The 14,750-nt window shown below is 49.7% G+C and carries 14 protein-coding genes; 5 read left to right on the forward strand and 9 right to left on the reverse strand.

Features of this window, described 5'->3' with window-relative positions; translation table 11 throughout:
* Positions 1-27: 27 nt before the first annotated feature.
* The 4 genes from H6F72_RS14565 to H6F72_RS14580 all read right to left on the reverse strand — a co-directional run bounded on the left by H6F72_RS14565 (position 28) and on the right by H6F72_RS14580 (position 4,127).
* Positions 28-723 carry an S-layer homology domain-containing protein gene (locus H6F72_RS14565; protein WP_190436786.1) on the reverse strand — a complete coding sequence of 232 codons (696 nt, stop codon included), beginning with the start codon at positions 721-723 and terminating at the stop codon, positions 28-30.
* Between the two features lie 238 nt (positions 724-961).
* Complete coding sequence (locus H6F72_RS14570) at positions 962-2,185, reverse strand: DUF790 family protein (protein WP_190436789.1); 1,224 nt, start codon at positions 2,183-2,185, stop codon at positions 962-964.
* Positions 2,115-3,656 (reverse strand): DEAD/DEAH box helicase, encoded by a 1,542-nt coding sequence (locus H6F72_RS14575; protein ID WP_190436792.1) that lies wholly within the window; start codon positions 3,654-3,656, stop codon positions 2,115-2,117. The genes H6F72_RS14570 and H6F72_RS14575 overlap by 71 nt, the downstream gene beginning before the upstream one ends.
* Positions 3,657-3,683: 27 nt before the next feature.
* Positions 3,684-4,127 (reverse strand): YidH family protein, encoded by a 444-nt coding sequence (locus tag H6F72_RS14580; RefSeq protein WP_190436795.1) that lies wholly within the window; start codon positions 4,125-4,127, stop codon positions 3,684-3,686.
* A 423-nt stretch (positions 4,128-4,550) separates the two neighbouring features.
* Here H6F72_RS14580 and H6F72_RS14585 point away from each other — a divergent pair, with 423 nt between their 5' ends.
* Positions 4,551-5,105, forward strand: a complete 555-nt coding sequence (locus H6F72_RS14585) for a pentapeptide repeat-containing protein (RefSeq protein WP_190436798.1) — start codon at positions 4,551-4,553, stop codon at positions 5,103-5,105.
* 22 nt (positions 5,106-5,127) lie between these two features.
* On the opposite strand, the gene H6F72_RS14590 is transcribed toward H6F72_RS14585, so the two are convergent.
* Complete coding sequence (locus H6F72_RS14590) at positions 5,128-6,714, reverse strand: B12-binding domain-containing radical SAM protein (protein WP_190436801.1); 1,587 nt, start codon at positions 6,712-6,714, stop codon at positions 5,128-5,130.
* 120 nt (positions 6,715-6,834) lie between these two features.
* Positions 6,835-7,953 (reverse strand): M28 family peptidase, encoded by a 1,119-nt coding sequence (locus H6F72_RS14595; RefSeq protein WP_242016942.1) that lies wholly within the window; start codon positions 7,951-7,953, stop codon positions 6,835-6,837.
* Positions 7,954-8,058: 105 nt separating this feature from the next.
* On the opposite strand from H6F72_RS14595, the gene H6F72_RS14600 reads away from it, so the two are divergent.
* Positions 8,059-8,610 carry a hypothetical protein gene (locus tag H6F72_RS14600; protein WP_190436803.1) on the forward strand — a complete coding sequence of 184 codons (552 nt, stop codon included), beginning with the start codon at positions 8,059-8,061 and terminating at the stop codon, positions 8,608-8,610.
* Between the two features lie 7 nt (positions 8,611-8,617).
* Here the strand turns inward: H6F72_RS14600 and H6F72_RS14605 are convergent, their stop codons facing one another.
* Positions 8,618-10,096, reverse strand: a complete 1,479-nt coding sequence (locus tag H6F72_RS14605; protein WP_190436805.1) for a hypothetical protein — start codon at positions 10,094-10,096, stop codon at positions 8,618-8,620.
* 10 nt (positions 10,097-10,106) lie between these two features.
* Positions 10,107-11,219, reverse strand: coding sequence for an SPFH domain-containing protein (locus H6F72_RS31120; RefSeq protein WP_190436808.1), 1,113 nt, complete (start codon positions 11,217-11,219; stop codon positions 10,107-10,109).
* A gap of 317 nt (positions 11,220-11,536) precedes the next feature.
* On the opposite strand from H6F72_RS31120, the gene H6F72_RS14615 reads away from it, so the two are divergent.
* Complete coding sequence (locus H6F72_RS14615) at positions 11,537-12,817, forward strand: tetratricopeptide repeat protein (RefSeq protein WP_190436811.1); 1,281 nt, start codon at positions 11,537-11,539, stop codon at positions 12,815-12,817.
* A 152-nt stretch (positions 12,818-12,969) separates the two neighbouring features.
* On the opposite strand, the gene H6F72_RS14620 is transcribed toward H6F72_RS14615, so the two are convergent.
* A complete protein-coding gene (locus H6F72_RS14620) occupies positions 12,970-13,134 on the reverse strand; it encodes a hypothetical protein (RefSeq protein ID WP_190436813.1) in 165 nt (54 codons plus the stop codon).
* A 421-nt stretch (positions 13,135-13,555) separates the two neighbouring features.
* Between H6F72_RS14620 and H6F72_RS14625 the strand changes: the two genes are divergently transcribed.
* A complete protein-coding gene (locus tag H6F72_RS14625) occupies positions 13,556-14,140 on the forward strand; it encodes a pentapeptide repeat-containing protein (protein WP_190436815.1) in 585 nt (194 codons plus the stop codon).
* Between the two features lie 46 nt (positions 14,141-14,186).
* Positions 14,187-14,447 (forward strand): DUF4177 domain-containing protein, encoded by a 261-nt coding sequence (locus H6F72_RS14630; protein WP_190436816.1) that lies wholly within the window; start codon positions 14,187-14,189, stop codon positions 14,445-14,447.
* The last annotated feature ends 303 nt before the right edge of the window (positions 14,448-14,750 follow it).

The raw sequence follows: 14,750 nt of genomic DNA on the forward strand, positions 1-14,750 counted from the left end.
GCTCTATTCAGCCTGATCGCGACTTGATTATTGAGGTGTTGGAGTTTCCTGAGCAGGGGTAGAATCAGGTCTCGTTTGCCGCGCTAAATATTGGCTCAAGGCATAAGCCAAGTCACCTCGCGTGATTGGCTGGAGCGGATTAATGCGGTTCCTTTCCACATTGACAAAGCCTTCATTCAGCGCCGTTGCCATTGCCTTACGTGCCCACGCAGGAATGTTTTGGGAGTCAGGATAGCGAGCCAAAATCGCTTCTACGGTCGCATCTGGGAACTGATACACGCCATAGGCTTGAGCAAAAATTGCCAGGGCTTCGGCTCTAGTTATTTTCTGGTTGGGATAGAACAAACGACCGCGATAGCCTGTCATGGTCTTTGTTTTCAGCACCGTTTGGATGTCTTTATAGCCCCAGTAGTTAGGCGATACATCATCTACGGGCACTGGCTCACCTTGCTTAGCCGCCGCTCGCTGATTCAACTGAAACGTTTTGACTAAGATAGAAGCCAACTCGGCGCGACTGAGCAAATCAGTTCCACGAAAATCCCCGTTACTATCTTTTGTCATCAAGCCAGCCGCAACCACCGCTGCGATCGGATCAGCGACAGGGGCGATCACTTCTACAGGTTCACCCAAGGGTGGTGTCTCAGGTACAGATTGCGCTTGCACTACCAATTGCAAGCCTTGTAGCAATACCACTAAAGAAATGGCGCTGAGTAAGCGGTGCATCTCTTACATCCCTCCTGACTATGCCAACTCTACAAATTGCCGATCGCTTAAACCCGGTAGAGCTTTTGAATTCAAACCTCTCGCCAGAGTTTTCGGATTCGGCTTAACGAACGTGCTAGAGATTGCGTCGTTCAGTCGGGTCAACTTAGTTGATGACCCCGATACCCAAGTTGACGAGGCAATTGATTTTATGTTTCAGCAAATTTACTCATCAGCCTCGATTAGCGAGCGCTTTGGTTTAGTTTGAGTCAGCGATCGCCGCCAACACCGCTTTGGGAGCCAATTTATCCTTAAACCAAATAATTTTTGCAGGTGTATCTTGTACCTTTACGCCTGCTTTTTCCAGGTTTAAGCGCTCGGAAATCGCCAAAATTAAGTTGTCGCAACCCGATTGGCGCACTTGGGAGAATTTCTTGCGGAGATATTCTGGTCGCCAATAACCCACGATTTCGAGCAGAAACGTCCGACCGTCAGGATGTACCAAGCGAAAGTCGGGAATCATCACACTGCCCGGAATCGGGATTAGATCGACTTCTCGTTCCAATTTCCACTCAGATTTCAAAGAATCCCAGCGATCGGCAAAGGAAGCTTCCAACATGCTGTCGTAGGGCTTGCCGGGAGGATAATGAGTCACCAATCCGCAGTCGTCTTTGAGGCTGAAGTGGCGCAATTTGGGTTCATTCGTGTAAAAGTCACGGGTTTGCAAGGTGGCTTTCAGGTTCCACTTCGTTACATGCAGCATGGCTGGAATGAGTTTAGCGATATCCAAGCCGTAGCGGGTACTGACTTTGAACAAACTTGCAGGCCCATCAATCGTGATCGTAAAGCCATGATCCGCATCACCTTCAATGTAGGTCATCAGTTGAAACAGCTTCAGGTAGCGAAATAGCAGCTTGTATTCACCCGGATCGTTGCGATGTACATTCAAGATAATATGGCTGGCTTTGTAGAATACACCTTGCACTTGTGACAAGTTGTAGCGATGCAGCAACGCTTCTGGCGTAGGTTCTTCAAATTGGGTGAGGATGCGGTTCTCTGCCAAGTCGGCATACAAGCCCGCGCGGATTTGGTCTGGGAAGACTTCTCGCTCTAGTTCTTTGCTCAACGAATCTGCCAACCGATTCAATGTTTGAGGAGTCGCCTGCGGACTAGGCAGCGTATTCGCAGCAAAGGCAAAAACTCGTTCTCGCAACTGCTGCGGTTCTAGAGGGCTGATGATCTCAAAGGTACACATGGCACTCTTGAGCAAATGCGCCAAACCCCGCTTCATCCGGTAATCGGGGGTGTCTCCTTCGAGTTCTTGCAGTTGCCGATTCAGTTTTCCCTGCGTCTGCCCAACAACATCTCGAAAAAGAGAAATTAGCTCAGAGGCGATCGCTACATTTGTCGCCTCAAGTTTCAGGCGTTTCGGGATGATCTCCTCCCCACTGTAACGGTGAATCAGCAGCTCGGTGGGTAACATGGGCGCTTATCTCGTAAGGGCTAGAGGTAGGATTCGAGGGGACAATTTCTAATTGTCGGGGTTGCTGTGCAGGTTTGGGCTTGAATTTCGCAGTAGTCGGGGCAGTAGTAGAACGACGGCGATCGGAGGTATTTTCTTCGCTGGTTTGCTCTGCCACCACTTCATACAGCATGGCTAATTTCTCGCCTTCTTTGCTGCGCCGGAGTACACGTCCTAAGCGCTGAATGAATTCTCGCTGTGAGCCAGTACCAGAGAGAATGACCGCGACACTAGCTTCTGGCACATCTACGCCTTCGTTGAGTACGTGAGATGTCACCAGAGTTTTGTAAGTACCGTTGCGAAAGCGGTCTAGAATTTCGTGGCGTTCTTTCACCGGAGTTTGGTGAGTCAGCGCCGGAATTAAGAAGTTTTGCGAGATCCGATAAACCGTCGCATTGTCGTTGGTAAAAATCAGAATACGTTCCGGGTAGTGCTGCGACAACAGATCGGCTAAGACTCGGAGCTTTCCTTCTGTGCCTAAGGCGATCTCCTTCGACTCTCGATGGGCTAACATCGCTCTTCGCCCTGCCTGCGATCGCGCACTCGCCTGCACAAACCGCTGCCATCCCTGCATACTTCCCAAACGGATATTCACATCCTGCAAAAACTGATTGCGAGTTTTGATCAACTCATCGTAGCGATCGCGCTCTTGGGCCGAGAGTTTCACCTTAATCTGCACCACTTCATGATTCGCCAGTGCCGTTCCCGACAGCTCTTCAGGCGTGCGGCGGTAGACTTCTGGCCCTACTAGAGTTTCTAAGTCGGTATGTCTACCATCGGCGCGTTCTGGAGTAGCCGTGAGTCCCAAACGGTAAGGGGCGATCGCGAACTCAGCAATCACCCGGTTGAAGTCACTGGGTAAGTGATGACATTCATCAAAAATCAGCAACGCATACTGGTTGCCCAAGGATTCTGCATTGATCGCGGCGCTGTCGTAAGTCGAGACAAGAATGGGGGTGCGATCGCGGGAGCCTCCCCCTAGCAAACCAATCTCTACATCTGGAAAGGCAGCCATCAGGTGCGCGTACCACTGATGCATCAAATCTAAAGTGGGCACCACAATCAGCGTGTGGCGAGGTGTCGCTTGCATCGCCATTTGCGCTAAGTACGTCTTCCCCGCTGCCGTGGGCAGAACCACCACGCCTTGTCGTCCCGCTTCTATCCAGGCCGCTAGCGCCTCGCTTTGGTGAGGATAGGGTTGCATCTCCACACTCGCCACCAAAGGCAATGGCGCAAAAATCCGCGCTTGGTCTTCAAAAGCGGTGCCGTCCGCTTGCAGCGCTTCGACTAGCTCTCGGTAATGAATTGCAGGAATTCGGAAGCGTTCTACCCGGTCGTCCCAGGTGGCAAACTCAATCCACGCTTTACCTTTCGGTGGTGGATGCAGAATCAATGTACCCCGATCAAATGAGAGCGTAGGAGTGCGAGCCATCAGTCCCTAGCAGTTGTTCCCTTCCGCTCATTCTATAGGTTTAGTGAGATTCGGGCGATCGCTGTTGTGGGGAGGAACAGGCGTATTGAAATTTCTCCACAGAACCAAAGGAATGCTAAGCGACCCTAAAACAGCCACAGCAATCGTCATCACCCAAACAAGCCATCGACTGGGACGATAATCTCCTCGCTCGATTTGCCAAAACACCTGGTTGTAGTGCCAACCCGCGATCAAGATGGTGGCAATTCCCAGAATCACCAAACTCAATCCTAAGTTTGACGAGTTCAAAAACGGATGCACTCGCGCGCTCTGTTGCGTCAAAGTGATTTGCAGTTGCTGCAAAAATAGCCCGAAACGAGCGATCGCAAAGCCAAAGCCAATCAGCGCAATCGAGGTTCGTAGCCAAGCCAGAAAAGTCCGCTCATTGGCTTGGTGTTCGCGTTGGCGATCGACTGTTGGTTTTTGAGTCATGACTTTACCTAAGCGGGAGCTGTTCTAGGAGAAGAGTTGCTGAAAATCCTAAAAGCTTAATTCAATATTCCATGCTAGGGTGAAGGTAGTGAAGACTATTTTTTACTATCTAATTAACTCTATCAGCATCTCTAAATCTGAATTTCTACACAATCTGATCTAGGGATTTCCTACAACATGGATTCAATGTAAGCCGTCTATCTTGCGGTGTTGTAGAGATTAAAATAGACTTTCTGAAATCGAGATATTCAGGTGCTGAAGCACTTGGCATTTGAGGAATTACTTAAAAATCAATAAAACTGTAGCTCTAGTTAAATGCTGATTATTCGTATTAGCTTGAGTAAAAAATTGTCATTGAATTAAGCGCTATGGCTTAGGTTCAATCAGCATTCAATCTAATAATAAAAACTGGGGATAAACAAGATGGATACTCAAGAATTTTTGCAGCAATATGCAGCAGGAGAACGCAACTTTAGCAGGGTTAACCTAGTGCATGTGTGCTTAACAAATGCCAAGTTGGTTGGGGCGCATTTAACTGGAGCGCACTTGGTTGGCGCAGACTTACGAGGCGTGGATTTGACCAATGCCCACTTGGAGCAAGCAAAACTGAATCAGGCTTGCTTGGCCGATGCGGAAATGATCGAGGTCTGTCTGATTAGCGCCGAAATGGTTGGAGCTGACCTCAGCGGAGCCGATTTAACCAAAGCCAATTTAAGCGGTGCTGACCTGCGGGGAGTCAAGCTGGGAGGAGCTGACTTAAAGGGCGCTAACTTAAGTAAGACAGACCTCCGGGGAGCCGATCTTAGGGGGGCAGACCTGAGTGGTGCAGATTTACAGGAAGCCCAACTAGAGGGGGCCGACCTAGATGGAGCGTACCTAGAATCAGCAGACTTACGGGGAGCCGCGATCGCAGGTACAACTCTAAAAGGCACAGGATTGGCTAGCACCCGCATGCCCGATGGCAGCGTTCATGCCTAAGGGAAGGCTTTTAGCAAACGCATCATAGCCTGACCAAAGTAGGTTGGGCTTCCGGTACCACAGGAGTGATCGTGGGGTCGTAGCCCAACTGCTCAGTAATGCGTTGTCTCGCTAAAGCCCGATATTCCCAAAAATGCTCCCCAGCGGCGCATAAGCCCAGATACATTGCCAGAGTTTGGGGCTTGTTTCGTGCGATCGCCCATAACTGTCGCCAAAACTGCCCGCGAATTTCGGGTCGTCGTATTCCTTGGTGCCAGATTAACTGACTTACCAGCCTTAATCCTCTACCCGGCGTAAACTGCATCATCTGCTTGCGGCCTGAGGGAGGCGTAATGTTGAGGCATTGCTGAAAAGACCGCCTCAAGTAGTTAGTCGGTTCATACAAGGTCCAAAAACCTTCTACATACTCTTTGGCAATCTCCGCGATTGGTCGAGTGGGAACGAAATTCATTAAAGTATTCTGGTCGCCGACATCCGTCACGCCCGTACCTGCGACCAAACGTTGCTCTTGTTGCAGCCGATTCCAGAGGGCCGTGTTGGGCAGCGCTTGCAGAATCCCCAGCATGGGTTGAGGGATATTGGTTTGTTCTACAAAGGCTTGAATTCGTTCTCCCGCGCCTGTGCGCTCTCCGTCAAAACCCAGAATAAAGCCAGCATAGATCAGCATCCCTGCGTCATTGATTTTGCGGCAAGCCTCGATCAGCGGGTTACGAGTATTCTGCATCTTGCGCGTTACCTGGAGACTGTCTTGATCCGGCGTTTCAATGCCGAGGAAGACTGCGTAGAATCCCGCTTCTCCCATCATCTGTAGCAGCTCGTCATCTTCTGCCAGATTGACGGACGCTTCAGTCATAAAGGTGAAGGGATAGTTGTGTTCCTGCATCCAGGGAATCAACTCTCGTAAAAAGCGTTTGACGTTGCGCTGATTGCCAATAAAGTTGTCATCCACAATAAAAAGCGAGCCTCGCCAACCTAGGTCGTACAGCGCTTGCAACTCGGCTAAAGCTTGCTGAGGTTCTTTGGTGCGGGGTTTACGACCGTAGAGCGTGATGATGTCACAAAACTCGCAATTAAAGGGGCACCCCCGCGAAAACTGGATCGCCATCATGAAATAGGCATCTAGTTGCAGCAAATCAAAGCGGGGCGGCGGGCTTAAGCTAACATCTGGTTTTTCGAGAGAACGAAAGATACCTTGAGATTCCCCTTGGGCGATCGCCGTCAAAAACTGCGGCACCGTCATCTCTCCTTCATCCAGGATCAGATAATGTGCTCCGGAGTCTAGGGCATCTTGTGGCACTGATGTAGGGTAAGGCCCGCCCACAGCTACTTTCTTGCCCAATTGCACTGCTTTTTGAATCAGGGCGTGGAAGTCTGGTTTTTGCACCAGCATGGCGGAGAGAATAACTATGTCACACCATTCCCAGTCCGCCTCGGTTTCAACTTTGACGTTGCGATCGTAAAACCGAATATCCCAATCTTGAGGTAAAAGCGCTGCAACTGTAATAATTCCTAAGGGGGGAATAGCCGCTTTGAGTCCAGCTATTTCCATAAAGCGATCGTACGACCAAAAAGACTGAGGAAACCGAGGATAGAGCAGTAATGCTTTCATAGAGTCCTTGGCGTAGCTTTAAACTTAACCTTGGCAGGAGAAAATACCCCTCACATCTCGCAGAAGGCAGATCTTCAAAGGCCAGATCACTGTCGCCGCTGTAACAGAGATTGTGTAGGGCTATGAGTTGCTTGAGGTTGCTAAGCTATGACGTCCTTCCAGCAGGGCACTCACTGCATTAACCACAACCTGAGCAGACCCTGCAAAGAATTTCTGGTCAATCTTGTCTGGGGTATCACTGGGCTGATGGTAGTGAGGCGTGCGAAAATTTGCTGTATCTGTAATTACTACTGCACCAATCCCTTTTTGCCAAAACGGAGCGTGATCGCTGCGGAGCAAATCTGGAGTCAACAAACCTCGCAGTGGAATCGGCAAAGTAATCACCGCGGGTTGTCCAGGTTTTGCAGGCTGATGGAAAGCTTCTAGGAGTGGTAAATGTTCTTGATCGCCGATCGCTGCTAAAAAATCTCCTTGGCTCGTCTTCGGTTGGAAAGGTAAACCAACTGGATACTTTTGACATCCCGGCTCGTAGCAGGCATATCCCAGCATTTCCGGGATAATCACGCCTTGCAAATCTTGTGGCAGGTTGGCATCGGAGGTAAAGGCAAAGCTGCCTAGCAAACCCCGCTCTTCTTGGTCAAAAAAAGTAATTCTTAAGGTGCGGGGAGTCGATCGCGAACCGAGTAGCTGAGCTACCTCCAGCGTGGTTGCGACTCCGGTCGCATTATCATCAGCTCCAGGAGACCCCACCACCGTATCAAAGTGAGCGGCCACGAGAATGCTGCCTGCTTGTGGGTCAGTCCCCGCTCGCTCAGCCACCACATTCACCCCACTACTAAACACTTGCAGGTAAGGTTGCCAGCCTGCTTGCTCCAAAGCTTTCAGAATATATTCTCTCGCTTGCAGGCGATCGCTCTCACTGTGCCGCTCAAAGGCCAAAGCCTGCACATGGGCAAACAGCCGCTTGGAATCGACCGTAGGAGCATTAACTTGGGAAATTGAAGGAGCGGCGCTAGAGTCGGGCGCTGACGGTGAAAATTGGGACAACTGCTCAGATAGGGCTGTATCCTTGCGGAAGTGATTCACAGCTAGATAAGCAGGCGATCGCCCAAGCCAGTTTTGCCCTGCCACTATCCCCAGCAGCACTGTCAACAAAAAGAGCGCAACCAAAATCCATTGCCGCTTCCGCATAATTCGCCTGCCGCGATCGCAACTTGGTGATCCTAGCTCGTTTGCCATCCTGGTTGCAGGCAGTCTTTGCAGTCAAGATAGAACTAGAAGCCGCAATAGAAGTCGAGATCTATCAGCTTCTCAGATTACTGCTCCTGTTTTAGGAGAACGACTATGCTCCCCAGATTAGCAATTTCATTCACTAGCACATTGGCAATTTTAGCCATCGTTATAGCTAGCATTGCTCCCGCGATCGCTAGAGAAGAAGTCCCCATCAATAGCATCATCATTAGCGGTGTAGATGGCAGTGGCACCGCCTTTGCCAGTCTCTCAGTGCCCGATCGTGGCAATGACCGAGCCTTCTCCGATAGCGAACTGAGTCTTTATGACCTCCACATCGCCAAGATGTATGAAGTCACCGATGCTTTATGTCAACGTCGGTTCACTTTTCCTTTTAACCAGCCGATTCAAGTTTTTCAATGGTCTTATTCAGCCAATAGCATCCCCATTGGTCAATTGCAGATTAGCTGCCGTGAAGCTGAAGATGTTGCCAACACCTATGGACGAGCCTTTTTGTCAGAATCCACCGTGATCCGCCGACCTCTAAGCGCGGACTCATCGCCCAGTGCCGAGATTCTCCAAATCCCCACCCTGAATCTCGCAGGATACCAAGTGCCCCTATGGAAAAGCTATACCCGTCGCCTACGGCTTAGCGGCAACTATTAGCGTTAAGTTAAGGCGCAGCCTCAGCCTGTTTTCGCTTGGTGTAGTCGAAGTTGCGCTGATACTCCCGCAACTTCGTTTGAGCCGTTTCGTAGTTGGCGCTATCAGGTGAAACTTCTTCTAGGAGCAGAATCGCTTGGTTCCACTGACTCGCCACAGCAGACCAATCTTCCTGAGTTTCGGCTGACTGCCCCAAAGTTGAGGCTTGTGTGGCTCGATTGATCGCTTGCCGAAATGGATCATTGGCATCTACTGGCTTAGTAGATTGAGTTAGAGCCGTTTTCGGGGATGCAGTCGGCGTTGTCGCTGGCAGCTCAGGAGATGTTGCTGGATCGGAAAGCGAAGGTGCGGTGACAGGTTCAGGCTGCGGAAGTTGCCGCTGTTGATAAGCATCAATACCAAACCAGGTACCAGCAACAATTGCAATTCCAGAAAGCACCGCCATTGTGATTTTGAAGATGCTGTAAGGGCGATCGCCTAACACCTCTCCTGTTTGGGCATTCACCATCACCTGATACTGCTTATTGTTGAAGCGGTAAGCCGAAAGCCACACAGGTAAAAGAATGTGCTTAAAGGTAATGGCACTATAGGCCGTGGAAACAGAATGCACTCGCTGCTCATCTCCTCCAATATTGCAGCATACATCCGAGTGAATCACTGGAGCCATCTTGCCTTTGGCGGTTTCAAATCCTTCTTGCAAAGTGACTTGATACCGTTGAGCCTTAAACCCTGCCAAAAACGAAGGATTATAAGGAGCTAACCGAGACAAATCCCAAGGCTCCAACTCTTCTAGGCGCTCAATATTTGCAGACTGTGAAGCTGCTACCAACACATCATCAAAGAAGCGATCGACTCGACCAGATACAGAATTCCAGCGAGTATGCCGCACTTGGCGCGTCTTAGTAACCGTTTTGCCCTCAGAATCAGTTTCTTGATAGGTTTCTGTCACATAGTAATAAGTCCCCCGCTCCCCTTGGTAATGGCTCACCGTGAAAGAATCGTAGGTCCAAAAGGGCAAATACATCCCTTGCAACCCTTCGTGTTGCGCCATTTTTTTCAGACCATTGGGTGCAAACCAAAGCTTGCCTAACCAGTGGTGAATTTTTTCACGAGCGGCTTTTTGCCCCACACTAAACGGCAACACGGCCTCTGGGGTAATAAGGGGATCTGCTGACTTGGGCTGAGCCACAATACTGGTGGCGCAGAAGGGACATAGCCCAGCCACATCGGGTGGCTCAAACTCAATTTGCGCCCGACAGCCCGGACAAACCACTTCCAGCGCCGTCGTTGAGAGCGCCGCCATTTTCGTCCGACCTGTATTGAGATATTCCTCATACGATCGCTCCACCACTTGCTCTGCACTCTGAGGAATAAGTTCCTCTCGACCGCAGTAAGGACATTTCAGTTGACCTGCTTGAGGGTTGAACTGCAAACTTGCCCCACAACCAGGGCAAGGAAATTGTTTAATCAGGGGTTGAGTAGCGGTCATGGGGGTTCGTTTAGCTCACCGGAGGCGCAGGTGGGATCGAAGCCAGAACTGTGGCTAGCTCAGGCACTTCTGCTGCCAACTTCCAACTTTCCATCCCCGATCGCCATACGTGAGTTTGAGTCGTTAAGCCATTTTGAGGTAGTTGCTCTGGCGTAAATGGCCCCAGATTCTGGCCACCCCGCGAAACAAACCACTGAATTTGGACAGGTGGTGGAGGGGGTGTTGTAAGCGCAGCGGGAGGTGCTACAGGTGCAGGCGGTGCCGCTTGTCCACCTTGAAGATTAGAGATGAGCTGCTGCCCCATCGCCAAACCCACGCCAAAATCCAGTGCTTGATTGCCGCCCCCTGGATTGTTAGCCGAGGCCTCAACCGCGTTAGCTGCTTGGAACTGAGCATATTGCTGCATGTTGCCTAAAATACCCATCGAAGCCCGTTTATCCAGGGCAGTCTCGACTTCAGGGGGTAGCGAGACGTTCTCAATTAGTAACTGAGTGAGTTCTAGCCCAAATTGCTGCACCTCTGGCTGCATCCCAGCCCGGATGGTTTCGCCCATCTCCCCGTAGCGAGAAGCAAAATCAAACAAGGCAATGTTGCCTCGGCCAAACCAGGTGGCAAAGGCCGTGATGATCATGTTGCGGATTTGATCGCTGACTTCATCCACCTGAAACAGGCCATCTGTACTTACGAGCTGGCGAATCAGTTGAGCCGGGTCTGCCACTCGGATGTTGTAGCTGCCAAAGGCCCGCAGACGAACTGGACCTAATTCTGGATCGCGAATCGTAATGGCGTTGGGTGTGCCCCACTTCAAATTGGTGAAAATCTTGGTGTTGAAAAAGTAAACTTCTGCCTTGAAGGGAGAGTTAAACCCGTACTTCCAGCCGCGTAGGGTGCTGAGAACAGGTAAATTTTGTGTCGTTAATTCGTAAAGGCCAGGGCTGAAGGTATCCGCAATTTGGCCTTCGTTGACAAATACAGCCTTCTGCCCAGGTCGTACCGTCAGCTTAGCCCCCATCTTAATTTCGTTGTTGTGGCGCTGAAACCGATAGGCGATCGTATCGTTGCTTTGATCGAGCCACTCAACGATATCGACAAATTCGCCTTTAATCTTGTCAAAAATGCCCACTCGGTTTTCTCCTAGATTTACCTGAGCTAGTCCTTGGACTCGTAATCGTTTGGTTGTGCTACTAGATACCTATCTACTTAGTGCCCATTTAGTAGGCAGAGTCATCATTTGAATTCAAAAATCTTGGATAAAGTTCCAGAAAAAGCCATTTAGCTACACAAACCTTGACGAGCTGAGCTGAAATCAGTAACTTTCAGGAAAACTTTATGAATTTTGACGAAAACGGGCAAACTGAACTAGGGGAAATTCGGGAGCTATGCTACCTAGAATTCGCCTCTCGTGAGTCGCGTCCCTGCATAGAACCGTGAGGTGGAGCCATGAAAATCATGCACAGAGCAATCACAATTTTGGGAGCCCTTGTTCTTTTGGGTGGACTAAGCCCGGTGGGACTGGCCCAATCGGAAAAAACCAAGCAGCCTAAGGCTCAAGATTTCTATCGCAGCGGAGCCCAGCAAGCCAAACAAGAAAATTACGATGCGGCTCTGAAAGAATTCGATCAGGCGATCGAGCTGAATCCGAATTATGGTTCCGCTTATGTGAATCGTGGCTACATTCGGTCTACGCTGGGCGATAAAGAAGGGGCACTCGCTGACTTCAACCAAGCGATCGAGCTGAATCCGAATGATCCGACGGCCTATGTGAACCGGGGCAACCTTTATTACCAAGGTGGCAACTCTCAAGCGGCCTTAGAAGACTTTAATCAAGCGGTTACACTCAAGTCTGACTATGCTGCTGCCTATCTCAACCGAGGGTTTGTACATTCTTCTCTAGGAGAGAGCCAAGCCGCTCTGGCAGATTTTGACCAAGCAGTGAAGCACAACTCTAACTACGCAGAAGCTTATTTGAACCGAGCAGTCATTCGGGCCGCTCTAGGCGATCGCAATGCCGCTCTAGACGATCTCGATCGTGCTGTGCAGCTCCAGCCTAACTATGCGGAAGCTTATTTCAATCGGGGATTTGTCCGCGCCGCAAATGGTGACCAAACGGGGGCGGTTGACGATTTCACAGCGGCTATTCGAGTACGCTCTAGCTACGCGGAAGCCTACGGAAACCGGGGTTTTGCCCTGGTAGCGATGGGACAACCTCAAGTGGCGATCGCTGATTTCAATCAAGCCATTCAACTACAGCCCAACTACGCAGAAGCGTATAAGGGTCGAGGGGATGCTCGTGCAGCTTTAGGTGATCAGCAGGGGGCAACCAGCGATTACTCCCAAGCCTTGGAGATCAATCCCAACTATGCGGTGGCCTATGCGACTCGGGCTAAGGCTCGCTCGAATGCAGGAGATGCTCAAGGAGCGCTGGAAGACTACACCCAAGCGCTGAGCATGAACGCCAGCGACGATACTGCCTATACCGAGAGGGGCATGAACCGTAAAGCTGCTGGAGACCCAGATGGAGCGATTGAAGACTACAGCCAAGCCATTCAAATTAATCCAGGCAATGCGGATGCCTATTTCCAGCGAGGCTTACTGCAATTGAGCCAAGGCAATCGCCAACAGGCATTGGCGGATATGGAAACAGCTGCAAATCTCTATCTCAAATTGGGTCAAGCCGATGGTTACCGTAATGTCTTGGCTCAGCTCAACCAAGTCCGCTAAACCTGTTTAGTGGCTGTCTCTCTGGTGGTGAACTGTTCAGATTTCAAGACCTGCGATCGCACTGGCTAACGATGATCTAACTACTGATCTGGCTTGGCCAGTGTGCTTGGTTGGTGCAATTATTATGGATACTGAATTTTTGAGTTCGCCACTTAAACTTCTTCGGGTTGAGGCTCGTCTAAGTTCGTAAGGCGATCGCTTGTGAGTAGCTCATTGACTTGCTCTAAGCTCCAATAATGATCCAGGCGATCGCTTACTAACGGCAGAAGCATCTGGACACGGTCTTCTAGCTCTACCAAATATTCTAAAAGCTCCATAGAACTTAATTACTCCCCTGAGTGACTTCATTCGCACTCATTTTTATTGCTGTTAACTTCATCACTAAGGCTTTCCAGCACTCAGCATCTCTTGACTCATTGTGTAATTCTTAGGTACTAGAAAAGCGACTTAAATACCAAGAATATGTGATTTTCATCACAGACTAAAACGGCTCAGTCAGACTACCGGGCGCTTTTGATCTGCTTACTATACTCACTCAAAGGCCACTTCAGCACTAAGAGCTATAGAAGCAAGCCATTTCCAGGAGGTTTTGTATTCCTACACACTGGAAAATTTTAGTAGCTTACCAGATTAATTTTGCTCGACTGTGGAGAAGTTGTTAGACCAACCATTTCCACAGTCATAACTCTGGTAAGTACTGTGATGTAGTGAATTACAGGGAGTGATCAAGGATTTAGCATGGATGTGAATCAGATTTATCAGCAATATGCCGATGGGGAACGTGACTTCAGAGGCGTAGATTGGAGCGATGTTGACTTATCAAACGCCCATTTAATTGAGGTTGATTTAACTGGAGCTAACCTCAGCCGCGCTAACTTAGCTGGCACCAATTTAGCCTTAGCTAAATTAACAGGAAGCAATTTGAGCAGTGCTAACTTGAGCCGTACTAACTTAACCGGAGCTGACCTAAACCGAGCAAATCTCCGGCGAGCAAAGCCTGTGGGGGCTATTCTGATCGGGGCAGATCTAAGTCAAGCCGATTTTTCAGAGAGTGATTTGACAGGAGCCATTCTCAGTGCGGCTAATCTGCAAGGCGTCAATTTGCGAGCCGCAGTTTTGCGAGAAACGGATTTAGTCGGAGCCAATTTAACTGGAGCGACTTTACAGAAAGCGAATCTGAGTGATGCCAATCTAAAAGGGGCGATTCTACGCAGCGCTGAACTAGTAGGTGCCAACTTAACCCGGGCCAACTTAGCAGGAGCAGATTTGCTAGGTGCCAACTTGAGGGATGTGATTATGCTTGACAACATCATCTACGAATAGCCATCATTTTTGGGCTAAGGATAAGTGGTTGTTAGGTGAGGTGTGCATGCAGAAGTGGGAGTATTGCGAAGTTTTCTATTTTGTCAACCGGGTTGGTTCTACCTCGACCCTAAGGCTACAGCTCAATGGGGAACAGCAGAATAACGTTTCTAGCGTGATTGAGTTTCTCAATCGACTCGGTCGGCAAGGATGGGAACTGGTGAGCCACGTGGTCAACCAAGAGATCATCTCGCGAGATGATTACGGCAAGTATATGTACACCAGTACCTTCAACACGCTGACCTTCAAACGCCCTCTACCAAGTTAGAAGAGCTAGACTATTAGCTTTTCCCCAACGATTACTTGCTCACGGGTTGTGCATCTCAGCCACATGATTCACTCACAGATCTCCGTTGGCCCAATGCTCCTCCCGTGAACTTGAAGTTAAGCTGACACTACTGTTTTTCAAGCGTTTTGCAAGACTCTCAGCGGTTTTGCAACAGTTTTGCACGATTAGCCACAGTTTAGACTCATACCAATTTCTAAAAATCGGGCTACAAATGATTGGCTGTAGGGGCGAACGGCCGTTTGCCCCTACGAATATCTGTAAAGAGAATTTAGAGAATTGGTA

Origin of the sequence: Trichocoleus sp. FACHB-46 (genome assembly GCF_014695385.1) — a bacterium.
Classification (GTDB): domain Bacteria; phylum Cyanobacteriota; class Cyanobacteriia; order FACHB-46; family FACHB-46; genus Trichocoleus.